Raw genomic sequence first — 12121 nt, forward strand, 5'->3', positions numbered from 1 at the left:
GCGCCGGGCGGGCGCGGCCGCCCGTACCGTCGCCGCTGGTCCTGCCGTCGCCCGCCCGCCGGGCCGCCGGGGTCGCGCTCGGGGCGGCGACGGCGGCCGGGGTGGTGCACCGGGTGCGCCCGCTGCGGCGGCACCTGGTGCCGGAGGTGTGCTTCGGGGCCGGTGCCGGCCTCGCGCTGGGGGCCGTCGGGTACGCCGCCGCGGTCCGGCTCTGGGGCGGCGTCCGGCGGGGCGGGCGCGGCGGTTCCTGTCGTCGGCCGTGATGCCGGCGCCGACCGGTTCCTGCCGCCGGCAGAGATCTGATCGCTGACAGGATTCCGGTCAGCGACAGGATGACTGCCGACGACAGCGTGCCTGCCGGCGGCAGGATCCGGCCGCGCCCGCCCGGCGAGGGCGGGGTCAGGCCCGGCGCAGCTCCGCGTAGCGGCGCAGGAACAGCGCCTCGGTCAGCGCCATCCGTTCCAGCTCGACCGGGTCGACGCTCTCGTTGACCGCGTGGATCTGGGTGGTGGGCTCCTCCACGCCGATCAGCACGATCTCGGCCTGCGGGTACAACGTCCGCAGCGTGTTGCAGAGCGGGATCGAGCCGCCCTCGCCGGAGGCGACCATCGGGATGCCGAAGGCCTCCAGCATGGCCTCGCCCATCGCCTCGTACGCCGGGCCGGTGGTGTCGGCGCTGAACGCCTCGCCGCCGCTGAGCCGCTCGACCCGCACGTGGGCGCCGAACGGCACCCGCGCCTCCAGGTGGGCGACCAGCGCGTCCTGGGCCTTCGCGGTGGCGGTGCCCGGCGGCACCCGCAGGCTGACCAGGGCCTTGGCGGAGGCCTGGACCGAGGAGGTGGCGCCGATCACCGGCGGGGCGTCGATGCCGAGGACGGTGACGGACGGGCGGGCCCAGAGCCGGTCGGCGACGGTGCCGGTGCCGGTCAGGGCGACGCCGTCGAGCACCTTGGCGTCGGCCCGGAACTGCTCCTCCGGGTACTGCACGCCGCTCCAGGTCTGGTCGGCGGTCAGTCCGGCCACCGCGACGTCGCCGTGCTCGTCGTGCAGCGAGGCGAGGACCCTCACCAGGGCCTGGAGGGCGTCCGGGGCGGCGCCGCCGAAGGCGCCGGAATGCAGGTTGCCGGCCAGCGTGGTGATGGTCACCTCGACCACCGTCATGCCGCGCAGCGAGGCGGTGACGGTGGGCAGGCCCGGGGCGAAGTTGCCGGTGTCGCCGATGACGATGGCGTCGGCGGTGAGCAGTTCGGGGTGCGCCTCGGCGTAGCGCTCCAGGCCGCCGGTGCCCTGCTCCTCCGAACCCTCCACGATGATCTTCAGCCCGACGGGGTACTCGTCCCCGTGCACCCGGCGCAGTGCCCGCAGGGCCGTCAGGTGCATCAGGATGTTGCCCTTGCAGTCCGCGGCGCCGCGCCCGTACCAGCGGCCGTCACGCTCGGTCAGTTCGAAGGCGGGGCTGTGCCAGCCTTCCTCGTCCAGCGGCGGCTGCACGTCGTAGTGCGAGTAGAGCAGGACGGTCGGCGCGCCCTCGGGGCCGGGCAGCTCGGCGTAGACGGAGCGGGTGCCGTCCGGGGTGTCCAGCAGCCGCACACCGGTCAGGCCCTCGGCGGCGAAGGCGTCGGCGACCCACTGGGCCGCCTTGTGGCACTCCTCGACCGGGAACTGCCGGGGGTCGGCGACGGAGGGGAAGGCGACCAGCTCGGCGAGGTCGGTGCGGGCGCGGTCCATCAGGGACCGGACGGCCTCGGCGAGGGGCTGCTGCGGCATCAGGCTTCTCCGTGGGGTGGTTCGGCCGAGGGGATGATTCGGCCGAACGGGAGGACAGGGGTATCGCCGATCATAGGTCGGGGGGCCGCGCACCGCCGGTGAGCGGGGGATTCGGTCGGCAGTTCGGGTCGGTCCGGCGGCACAAGGGCGGTGCGGACGCATAGGATTGCTCGACGTGACTGACTCCGGTAGCCCCGATTCCCGCAGGCCGATCGAATCCAGTAGGCCGCTCGACGGCGAAGCACCCGACCCGGCGGTGTCGGACCCGGCAGGGCCGCCCGCACCGCACGACGGTGTCTGGGACGTCGTCGTGGTCGGCGCCGGGCCCGCCGGGTCCTCGGCCGCGTACGCCGCCGCCGCGCAGGGCCGGCGCGTCCTGCTCCTCGACAAGGCCGAGCACCCCCGCTACAAGACCTGCGGCGGCGGCATCATCGGCCCCTCCAGGGACAGCCTGCCGCCGGACTTCCGGCTGCCGCTGCAGGACCGCGTACACGCCGTCACCTTCGCCTACCAGGGCCGCTTCACCCGCACCCGACGCTCCAAGCGGATGCTCTTCGGCCTGGTCAACCGGGACGAGTTCGACCTGCGCCTGGTGCAGGCGGCCAAGCAGGCCGGCGCGGTGCTGGTCACCGGCGTGACCGTCACCGGTGTCGAGCAGCACGGCGACGAGCACCGGACGGCCACCGTGACCGCCGCCGACGGGCGGACCTTCGAGGCCCGCGCGGTGGTCGGCGCGGACGGCAGCGCCAGCCGGATCGGCCGGCACGTCGGGGTCACCTTCGACCAGATCGACCTGGGTCTGGAGGCGGAGATCCCGGTGCCGGCCCCGGTCGCCGCCGCCTGGGCGGGCCGGATCCACCTCGACTGGGGTCCGCTGCCCGGCAGTTACGGCTGGGTGTTCCCCAAGACCGAGTCCAGCAGCCTGACCGTCGGGGTCATCTCCGCGCGCGGCGACGGCGAGCGGACCAAGCAGTACCTCGCCGACTACATCCGGCAGTTGGGTTTGTCCGGCTTCCCGCCCAGCGTGGAGTCCGGTCACCTGACCCGCTGCCGGGCCGAGGACTCGCCGCTCTCGCGCGGCCGGGTGCTGGTCGCCGGGGACGCCGCCGGCCTGCTGGAGCCGTGGACCCGCGAGGGCATCTCGTACGCGCTGCGCTCGGGCCGGCTGGCCGGCGAGTGGGCGGTCAAGGTGGCCGAGGCGGGCACCGCGGCCGAGGTGCGCCGTGAGGCGGTCGACTACGCCTTCGCCATCAAGGCCGGTCTGGGCGTGGAGATGCGGGCCGGCAAGCAGATGCTGGCCGCCTTCGAGCGCCGCCCGCACCTGTTCCACGCCGCCGTCTGCCTGATCGATCCGGCCTGGCGGGCCTTCGCCCGCACCACCCAGGGGCACACGACCTTCGCGCAGGTGCTGCGCCAGTACCGCGCGGCCCGCCGCCTGGCGGCCGTCGCCTCGCGCTAGCCGGCGGCCGTGACCGGACCGGGCGTGTGACGAGCACAGGCCCGTGCCGGCGCGGGGCCGATGGCCGGTGGTGTCCGCGGTCCCGCTCGGCCGGTCGCGGTCGTCCGTCTCCGAGGTGACGGATGATCGATTCGCCGCGGCCGCGCGGATCGGGCCCTGTGGCCCCCTCGGGTCGAGGGGGCCACAGGGCCCGTGTGATCCGGCGGTGTCGCCGGTCATCGGACGGCGCCGGTGCCGGGTTACTTCAGTCCGGTGTCCAGGGCGGTCATCAGGGTGCCGGTCGGGGTGTCGCCGGTCATCTCCCAGATCATGGCGCCGAGGAGGTTCTTGGACTTGAGGTAGGCGGTCTTCTGGGCGATGGACCAGGGGTCGTCGAAGGTCCACCACTGGCCGCCCGCGCCGGTGTAGCCGTAGGTGGCGATGGACTGGGTGTCGTGGCGGATGGTCAGGTTGGGGAAGGTGGTCAGGAGGTTGTGGTACCCGCGGGTGCCGGCCTCCTCGGCGAACTGGCCGGGGGCCGCTCCCGTGGCCGACTGCCATTCGCCGGCCGCGCCGCCGTCGGCCACGCCCTGCCAGCCGCGGCCGTAGAACGGGAAGCCGATGGTGAGCTTGCGCGGGTTGACGCCGGCGTCCAGGTAGGTCTTCACGGCGGCGTCGGTGCTGAAGTGGAAGTTGTACGGGTCCTGGGTGTCCGCGTACAGGTTGGCCTGGTGGCCGGTGCGGTTGGGCTCCCAGGAGTTGTCGCTGCCGGCGCCGTGGAAGTCGTACCCCTGGACGTTGGCGACGTCCAGGTAGTTGAAGATCTTCGAGAGGTCCCAGCCCTGGTTGATCTTCACCGGGTCGGCGGGTGTGAAGGCGGTCAACAGCTTGTGGGAGCCGCCGAGTTCGTCCAGCTGCTTGCGGAACTCGGCGAGCAGCAGGGTGTTGTTGTCCTTGTCGGCGGTGCTCCAGTGGTTGCCGGCGTGGCCGTCCGGGGAGCCGGGCCACTCCCAGTCGAGGTCGATGCCGTCGAAGATCCCGGCGGCGACGCCGTCCCCGCCCGCGCCGTTGTAGACCGGCAGGTTGCCCCGGAGGTAGATGTCGAGGCAGGACTTGACGAACTTCTTGCGGGAGGCGTCGGTGGCGGCCACGTCCGAGAAGTACTTGGAGTAGGTCCAGCCGCCGAGCGAGATGACGATCTTCAGGTTCGGGTACTTGGCCTTGAGCTTCTTCAGCTGGTTGAAGTTGCCGCGCAGCTTCGCCCAGCCGTCGTCGGCCACGCCGTCCACCGACTGCGCGGCGCTCATCGGCCGGGCGTAGTCGGCGTCGGCGTCGCCCGCGCCGGTGCCCTGGTCGGGGTCCTGCGGGTTGGACGTGGTGCCCTTGGTGACGCCCTGCAGGCAGGTCAGGTTGACCGGGTCGATGTTGGCGAAGGCGTAGTTGATGACGTCGAGCTTGGCGGCGCTGCCCGAGGTGTCGAGGTTCTTCACGAAGTACTGCCGGCCGTAGATGCCCCACTGGGTGAAGTAGCCGACCCGGGCGTACTTCCCGGCCCCGACCAGGTCGGCGGTGGTGGCGGTGAGCGGCGTGCTGGGCGGGGACGCGTTGTCGGCGGCGTCACGGGCCCGGACCGTGAAGGTGTAGGTGGTCGCGGGGGAGAGGCTCCCGACGGTGACGGCCGGCGTCGTACCGCCGACCGTGCGGACCAGGGTGGTGCCCTGGTAGACGTCGTAGGCGGCGACCCGCTGGTTGTCGGTGGCGGCGTTCCAGGCGAGCGACACCTCGGAGGCGGTCACCGCCGTGGTGCGCAGGTTCGTCGGCGCGGTGGGCGGGGTGGGGTCGGTCGCCGGGTCCACGGTGCTCGCCGTGACGGGCGCGCTCGCCGGGCCGGTGTTGCCCCGGGTGTCCTTGGCCCGCACGGTCAGCGTGTACGAGGTGGCCGGGGTGAGCCCGGTGACCAGGACCTCGGTGCTCGCCGCGGTGGCCAGCACGGTGGCGCCGTTCAGCACCTCGTAGGAGGCCACCGGGAAGTCGCCGGCGCTCGCGGCCGGCCAGCGCAGGGTCAGGCTGTGGGCGGTCGCGTCGGTCACCGCCGGGGTGCCGGGTGCGGACGGCAGGACGTCCGAACTCCCGTCGCACTTGTCGCCGTTGACCCGGCAGCCGGTGGGGGCGGCGATCGGGCCGGTGGCGACGAACCAGAAGCTGTACGGCTCGGTGGAGCCGTTGGCCGGCACGTTGGCGTTGTAGAAGGCGTTCTTGGCGGTGACGTGGCGGCCGGTGACGGTCGTCTCGCCGTTGTAGCTGCCGGTGATGTTGACCCCGGCCGGCAGGTCGAACTCCAGCGTCCAGCCGCTCACGGCCGTGGCGTTGGGGTTGCGGACGATGTACGTGCCCTTCCACCAGGAGCCGTTGTCGGCGGTGGTGAAGGAGGCGGTGAGCTTGCCGGCGGCGTTCGCGGGGGTGGCCAGCGCGGTGAGCGCGGCCAGCGGCAGGAGCAGGGCGGTGAGCAGCGTCAGCAGTCGGCTGCGCGCTCGCGGGCGATGGGCCCGGGGGCGGGGTGACATGGTTCTCCCTGTGGCTGTGGGGGTGGAACAGGGTGACGTAGAACCTTGCGCTGGACGGTCGGGCTTGCGCTGGACGGCCGGGTGGGACGCGCCGCGCACGGGCGCGGTGCGTGTCCGGACGGTGCCTGCGGTCGTGGGGGACCTTGGCATGGGCACTGTAGGAGGACTGGACCAATGCGTCAACAGGTCTGTACCAATGGCGAGTTGGCGGTCGCGGGGTGCTGCCGGTCACGAACGCCGGCGGCGGCCGGTCACGAACGCCGGGGACCGCCGGTCAGCTCGTCGCCGAGCGGGCTGCGGGTGTACAGCACCGAACGGCCGTGCCGCGCCCTGGTCACCAGGCCGGTCCCGTGCAGCACCGCCAGGTGTTGGCTGACCGCCCCCGGGGTCACCCCCAGCCGGTACGCGAGCTCGGTGGTCGTGGCCGGCTCGGCCAGCAGTGCCAGCAGCCGGGCCTTGGGGGCACCGAGCAGCAGCTCCAGCGCCTTCGGGGTGACCGGCCGGACCGGCCGGCCGGTGATGCCGCCCCGGCCGCGGGCCGGGTAGCCGATCTGCGGCGGACGGTCGTTGCCGATCATCGTGACCGCGCCGCGGGCGAAGAAGGTCGGCGTCAGGACGAGACCGCGGCCGTCGACCGTGACGTCCTCGTCCCAGGCCGTCCAGGGACGGCTGATCGACAGCACGCCGTCCGCCCAGTGCAGCCGGTGGTCGAGGTCCGCGAAGAGCGCCGCCGCGCCGTGCCGGGCGAGCACCCGCGCCCGGTACACCAGGTCCGCCTCCAGCACCGACCGGGCCTGCGGCCACCAGGTCGGGGCCAGGCACACCTGCCAGTACTCCTCCAGCGCGTCGGCGATCCGGGCCAGCAGCCGGGCCGGATCGGCGCGGAGCGCGGCCTCCAGCGGAGCCGGCAACGGCTGGCCGTGCGGCAGGAAGGTGCGCTCCAGTTCGGGGCGCAGTTCCTCGGGCGGCAGTGCCCGGACGAGCGCCAGCTCCGCGCGGACGTCCGGCGCCGGGCAGGTCGGCCGGGGTGTCAGGAAGTCCGGTACCCAGCGGTTGGCGGCGACGAGCGAGCGCAGCAGTGAGGTGTCCAGCCGCTCGAAGACCGGACGCAGCCGCTCGAAGGCGGGGGCCGGGAGCGCGTAGAAGCCGGGGTGCGTCCACATCCGCAGGCTGAGCGAGGCCTCCTGCAGCGGCGAGATGGCGAACGAGGTCGCGGCGAGGTCCGGCAGGTCGAGGACGAAGCGGTGCACCCGTGCGGCCACCTTCCAGGAGGTTTCAGGCAGAGCCTAAATCAGTACAGCGCAGGCCTGGTTCGCGGTGGGATCGTCGCCATGACCTCCTCACCGACGGATGCCTCCTCGATGGATCCCTCCCCAGCCACACCGGCCGCAGCCACGGTCACGACGCCGGCCACGGCCAGGTCCGCGGCGCAGGCTGCGGCGCCGGTCTCGGCGTCTTCGTCGCCGGCGGCCGGTGCGCCCGGCCCGGGTGCCGTGGGCGGGCCCGCCGCCCGCTTCCTGGACCCGGATCCGGTGGTGCGCCGGCTCGCCGGGATCACTCTGGTCAACACCGTCGGCAACGGGCTGATGCTCGCGGTGTCGGTGCTGTTCTTCACCCGGAGCCTGGGCATGAGCGCCGCCCAGTTGGGCCTCGGGCTCACCGCGGCAGGGCTGTGCGGTGTCCTGGCGAGCGTCCCGGCCGGACGGGCCGCCGACCGGTGGGGAGCCAAACCGGTCCTGGTGACGCTGGTGGCCGCGGACGCGGTGGGGAGCGCCGGCTACGTCCTGGTGCACAGCTACCCGGCGTTCGTCGCACTGGCCTGTCTGGTGACCGCCGTCGACCGGGGCTCCGCCGCCGTGCGCAACGCGCTCTACGCCGAGGTGCTACCCGCCGAGCGGAGGGTCGCCGGGCGGGCGTACCTGCGGGTGGTCACCAACGTCGGCATGTGCCTGGGCACCGGCCTGGGCGCGATCGCGCTGCACCTCGACAGCCGGCCCGCGTACCTGACGGCGATCCTGCTGGACGCGCTCTCCTTCGGGGTGGTCGCGGTGCTCTACGCGCGGATCCCGGTGGGCGCCCCCGCCCGGGACGCGGGAACGACGAAGGGAACCGCCGCAGGGACGACGGCGGGGTCGCGCGAGCGACGGGAGCCGAACCCGGCGCTCCGGGACGGGCCGTTCCTGGTGGTGACCGCGCTGAACGCGGTGCTCTGCCTCCAGTTCGCGATGCTGGAGGTCGGGGTGCCGCTGTGGATCGTCCAGGAGACCGATGCGCCACGGATCACGGTGGCCGGCACGCTGGTCGTCAACACCGTGCTGGTGATCACCCTTCAGGTACGGGCCGCCCGAGGTACGGAGGACCCGGTACGGGCCGCCCGGATCTGCGGCCGTGCCGGACTGCTGCTGGGCGCCTCCTGCCTGGTGATCGCGCTTGCGGCCGGACTGCCGCCGCTGGTGGCGGCGGCGGTGGTGCTGGTCGGGGTGGCACTGCAGGCCCTCGGCGAGGTGCTGAGCCAGGCCGCCGGCTGGGCCCTCAGCTACGACCTGGCGGGCGAGCGTGCGCACGGCGCCTACCAGGGTGTCTACAACACGGGCACCTCCGCCTCCCTGATGCTCGGTCCGGCCGTGGTCGGCACCGTCGTCCTCGGTCACGGCCTGCTCGGGTGGGCCGCCCTCGGCGGGCTGCTGGCCGCCGCCGGCCTGGCGACGGGCCCGGTGGTGCGCTGGGCGCGGCGCCGGGCGGCCGCGGGTGAGTAGTGGGTAGCGAGTAGGCCGTGGCGGCGCCGGACCGACCGGGGCCGAGGTCACGCCGGTGTGGTGGCGCGGCCCTCCGGGACGATGGCGTACGCCTCGATCTCCATCAGCAGCTCGGGCCGGAACAGCCCGGCGACCTGGACCGCCGAACTGGCGGGCAGGTGCTCGGGGCCGATGTACCTGTTCCGGACCTCGCGTATCTCGGCCAGGTGCGCCAGGTCCAGCAGGAAGTAGCCGAGCTTGACCACGTCCTCGAAGCCGGCGCCGGCCGCGGCCAGGCAACGCCGTAGGTTCTCGAAGACCTGCTCGGCCTGCGCCGTGGGGTCGCCCGGGCCGACCACGTCGCCCTTCTCGTCCTGCGCGACCTGGCCGGACACCACCACCAGGCGGCCGGTGCCGGTGACGACGTGGATGTAGCCCCGGGCGGGCAGGACGCCCTCGGGCTCGCTGATCCGGGTGAGGTGCCCGGCGGTGGCGGTGGCGGTGGCGGAGGCGGCGGAACCGGTGGAGGTGGCACCGGTCGTGGGGGTGCCGTCGGTGGCGGGATCGCCGGCGGGGGTGGTGCCGGCGGGCGTGATCGCATCGGTCATGCGGCCCATCGTCGTCGCTCGGCGATCACGGCACCAGTGCAGAACGGCACATTCGCTCCGGCCCCGGACGGCACGGCACCAGTGCGGAACGGCACATCCGCTCCGGCCGCCGGACGACTACGCTCGACCGTGTTCCACGGAGGTACGGCCGGTGCGGGCAGGCGGGGTGACCGTGCGTCAGCGGCACACCTCGGGCAGCGGCCGGCAGAACGGGCGGTCGGCCTCGGCCAGGTCGTCGGCCGGGCCGGCGGCGCGCAGCACCACGTCCAGCACGCCATCCGGGTCGCTGGCGTAACCGCCGCTCGCCCAGGCCGGGTTGGCCTCCACCACGGCCCAGCGGCCTGGTCCGTCCACGTCGTCGCCCGAGCGGCCGCCGTCCGGGACGAGATCGCCCCGGTGGTCCTCGACGAGGCCGACGTCGATCACCACCGCGCTCGGCAGCGTGCCCCCGGAGGCGGCCAGCACCTCGTCCGCGAAGGCCAGGACCCGCCCCCGGTACGGGTCCCCATCCAGCGGAGCGACGCTCAGCGAGCCGTCCAGCAGGTAGCGGGAGCCGGTCCGCACCCGGCCGTCCAGGAGGAACAGCCGGTACTCGCGGCGGAACCGCACCACCTCGCTGACCAGGACCGGCGTGTCGTCCTCCAGGGCGTCCGGGCCCGGCAGCCCGGTGCCGTCGGGGTGGACGCGGGCCGGGAAGAGCTTGTCGTTCGGCGGCTTCAGGAAGGCCGGGCGCCGCAGCCGCCGCGCCTCGGCGAGCGTGGTCAGCCCGACGGTCCGCCGCGTCAGCCCGTACGGCAGGCCGGGCAGCCAGTCGTTCGGCGGCTCCAGCAGGGCCAGGCCCAGCTCGAGCCCGACCGCGTCGCCGAAGAGCGGACCGCCGTAGAGGTGCGCGGGGGAGCCCAGCAGTTCCCCGGGCGTGCGCCAGGCCGTCGCGGTGTGCGCCCGCAGGCCCCGGCGGCGGGCCGCGGTGAGCAGTTGCAGGCCCGTCTCGTTGATCCGGGGAGCGAGCAGCAGGACACGGTCGGTGGTCATGGGGGCGATCCTGCCGCGGGACGGACGCCCCCGACCATCGCTTTTCCCGCGTGTTCCCACCGGTCGGCTCTGGTCGTGGGGCCGGTGGGCATGTCAGAGTCGTCCGGGCGCCGCACCGGTAGGGCCGGCCGGCGCCCGCGATCCGACCCACCCTCAGCCGGAAAGCAGGCCCCACGCCGATGACCCGCGAAGTGCCCCTCGTCCGCGTCACCACCGCCGACGCCGTCACCACCCTCGAACTCGACTCGCCCCACAACCGCAACGCCCTCTCCACCCGCCTGATGGCCGAGCTCACCGCCGGCCTGGCGGCCGCGGCGGCGGACCCGGACGTCCGGGCGGTGGTGCTCGGCCACACCGGCAAGGTGTTCTGCGCGGGCGCGGACCTCTCCGAGGCGACCGGTGCCGACCCGACCGTGGGGCCGCGCGGGCTGGTCGACCTCCAGCGCGCCATCGTCGACTGCGCCAAGCCCGTCATCGCGGTCATCGACGGGCACGTCCGGGCCGGCGGCCTCGGTCTGGTCGGGGCGGCGGACCTGGCGATCGCGGGGCCCGCCGCCACCTTCGCCTTCACCGAGGTGCGCCTCGGCCTCGCCCCCGCGGTGATCTCGCTGCCGCTGCGCCCCAAGCTGGACCCGCGCGCGGCCTCCCGCTACTACCTGACCGGGGAGACCTTCGACGCCGCCGAGGCGGCCCGGATCGGCCTGATCACCGAGGCCACCGGCTCCACCGAGGAGACCGGCACGGCGTTGAAGTCGCTGCTGGACGCCCTGCGGCTCGGCTCGCCGCAGGGCCTCGCCAACTCCAAGCGGCTGGCCAACGCCGAGGTGGTGCGCTCCTTCGAGCGGGACGCGGACGAACTGGTCGCCCTCTCGGCCAAGCTGTTCGGGTCGGAGGAGGCCCAGGAGGGCATGCGCGCCTTCCTCGAACGGCGGGCGCCGCGCTGGGCCAGGTGACCGGACGCCGCGTTCGCGGCCAAGGCGAGGACGCGGGCGGGCCCGGAGCCGGTGGCGGGGCCCGATCCGACGGCGTGCCCGGAGCCGATGGTGGCGCCGGGCCCGGCCGGGAGTTCAGGGTTCGACCGGGGTTCAGGCGCCCGGGAGCGGGCCGGAGTCCCGACCGGACCCGGGCCCGCCCGCGGACTCAGCTCCAGCGGATGACGGCCCGCTCGCGCCACAGCTCCAGCAGGCCCAGGTCACCCTCGGCGTGCGCGGCCTCGAGGGGCAGGCGGTTCCAGAGCAGCAGCTGGAGGTCGCGGGCCGGACCGCTGAGCGTGAGGTCGGCAGGTTCATCCGTGAGGGTGACCGTCAACGGCTCCTGGCTGATCGTCACCCGCCAGGTGCCGGGTGCGTCCGGCACGGTCGCCGCGTCGGTCGCCGAGATCAGGACGGTTCGCGGACGTTCGCTGCGCAGTCGGGTGTGCGGGCGGACCAGGAAGCCGCGCAGCAGCTCGTCGATCCCGTCCAGGGCGGCCCGCGTGCTCAGCGGCGGGCCCGCCACCCCGGCCGCCGCCTCGGCGTCGAAGCGGTGCACCGCGGTCTCGTGCAGCTGTCGCCGGGCCCAGAAGGCGAGTGGCGAGGGAGCGGGCAGGAAGCTCCAGCAGGACAGGTCGGCGGGGGCCTTCTCCAATGCGATCACCAGCTCCGCGTGCCCCTCGCGGAACCATTCGAGCAGCACCGCGTCCGAGGGCTCCGGCCCCCAGGCCTCCCCCTGCCCCGCCTCGTCCAGCGGCCCCTGATGGCCGTGCAACAGGTAGGCGGTCGCCCAGCGGTGCACCTTGCCGGCGTGCACGACCAGGTCGCGCAGCTGCCAGCCCGGGCAGGTGGGCACGGGGGCGGCGAGGTCGGCCGCGGTGGCGGCGTCGGCGAGCAGAACGCCCTCACGACGCAGCGCTTCGATGCGATCGGCAATGTCCATGGCACGAGTGTGGCAGCCCTCCGCAAGCCCGCTGTGACCTTGGACGCCTTGCCGGACGGCACC

At 74.2% G+C, this 12121-nt stretch carries 9 protein-coding genes and 1 pseudogene; 4 read left to right on the forward strand and 6 right to left on the reverse strand.

What is annotated here, in order from left to right:
• Positions 1-263, forward strand: a pseudogene (locus ACWEQL_RS21890) (DUF4184 family protein); the annotation flags it as partial.
• 136 nt (positions 264-399) lie between these two features.
• Here ACWEQL_RS21890 and ACWEQL_RS21895 read toward each other — a convergent pair.
• Positions 400-1767, reverse strand: coding sequence for a M20/M25/M40 family metallo-hydrolase (locus ACWEQL_RS21895; RefSeq protein WP_452151955.1), 1368 nt, complete (start codon positions 1765-1767; stop codon positions 400-402).
• 175 nt (positions 1768-1942) lie between these two features.
• Between ACWEQL_RS21895 and ACWEQL_RS21900 the strand changes: the two genes are divergently transcribed.
• On the forward strand, positions 1943-3226 hold the full coding sequence (locus ACWEQL_RS21900; RefSeq protein ID WP_452151956.1) for a geranylgeranyl reductase family protein: 1284 nt from the start codon (positions 1943-1945) through the stop codon (positions 3224-3226).
• A 239-nt stretch (positions 3227-3465) separates the two neighbouring features.
• On the opposite strand, the gene ACWEQL_RS21905 is transcribed toward ACWEQL_RS21900, so the two are convergent.
• A complete protein-coding gene (locus ACWEQL_RS21905; protein WP_452151957.1) occupies positions 3466-5769 on the reverse strand; it encodes a glycosyl hydrolase family 18 protein in 2304 nt (767 codons plus the stop codon).
• A gap of 251 nt (positions 5770-6020) precedes the next feature.
• Positions 6021-7019 (reverse strand): ArsR/SmtB family transcription factor, encoded by a 999-nt coding sequence (locus ACWEQL_RS21910; protein WP_452151958.1) that lies wholly within the window; start codon positions 7017-7019, stop codon positions 6021-6023.
• A gap of 243 nt (positions 7020-7262) precedes the next feature.
• Here ACWEQL_RS21910 and ACWEQL_RS21915 point away from each other — a divergent pair, with 243 nt between their 5' ends.
• Positions 7263-8525 carry an MFS transporter gene (locus tag ACWEQL_RS21915; protein WP_452151959.1) on the forward strand — a complete coding sequence of 421 codons (1263 nt, stop codon included), beginning with the start codon at positions 7263-7265 and terminating at the stop codon, positions 8523-8525.
• Between the two features lie 47 nt (positions 8526-8572).
• On the opposite strand, the gene ACWEQL_RS21920 is transcribed toward ACWEQL_RS21915, so the two are convergent.
• On the reverse strand, positions 8573-8974 hold the full coding sequence (locus tag ACWEQL_RS21920; protein WP_452151984.1) for a RidA family protein: 402 nt from the start codon (positions 8972-8974) through the stop codon (positions 8573-8575).
• Positions 8975-9289: 315 nt separating this feature from the next.
• On the reverse strand, positions 9290-10144 hold the full coding sequence (locus ACWEQL_RS21925; protein ID WP_452151960.1) for an ATP-grasp domain-containing protein: 855 nt from the start codon (positions 10142-10144) through the stop codon (positions 9290-9292).
• Between the two features lie 179 nt (positions 10145-10323).
• Here ACWEQL_RS21925 and ACWEQL_RS21930 point away from each other — a divergent pair, with 179 nt between their 5' ends.
• A complete protein-coding gene (locus tag ACWEQL_RS21930) occupies positions 10324-11097 on the forward strand; it encodes an enoyl-CoA hydratase family protein (RefSeq protein ID WP_452151961.1) in 774 nt (257 codons plus the stop codon).
• A gap of 187 nt (positions 11098-11284) precedes the next feature.
• Here the strand turns inward: ACWEQL_RS21930 and ACWEQL_RS21935 are convergent, their stop codons facing one another.
• Positions 11285-12058: a maleylpyruvate isomerase family mycothiol-dependent enzyme gene (locus ACWEQL_RS21935; protein ID WP_452151962.1), complete on the reverse strand. Its 774-nt coding sequence runs from the start codon at positions 12056-12058 to the stop codon at positions 11285-11287.
• Positions 12059-12121 lie beyond the last annotated feature (63 nt).

It is taken from the genome of Kitasatospora sp. NPDC004240 (genome assembly GCF_053603215.1).

Bases quoted from the DNA above. Each gene is read 5' to 3' on its own strand.
- ACWEQL_RS21935 (WP_452151962.1), bottom strand. From the start codon at position 12,058: ATGGACATTGCCGATCGCATCGAAGCGCTGCGTCGTGAGGGCGTTCTG.
- ACWEQL_RS21895 (WP_452151955.1), bottom strand. From the start codon at position 1,767: ATGCCGCAGCAGCCCCTCGCCGAGGCCGTCCGGTCCCTGATGGACCGC.
- ACWEQL_RS21930 (WP_452151961.1), top strand. From the start codon at position 10,324: ATGACCCGCGAAGTGCCCCTCGTCCGCGTCACCACCGCCGACGCCGTC.
- ACWEQL_RS21925 (WP_452151960.1), bottom strand. From the start codon at position 10,144: ATGACCACCGACCGTGTCCTGCTGCTCGCTCCCCGGATCAACGAGACG.
- ACWEQL_RS21905 (WP_452151957.1), bottom strand. From the start codon at position 5,769: ATGTCACCCCGCCCCCGGGCCCATCGCCCGCGAGCGCGCAGCCGACTG.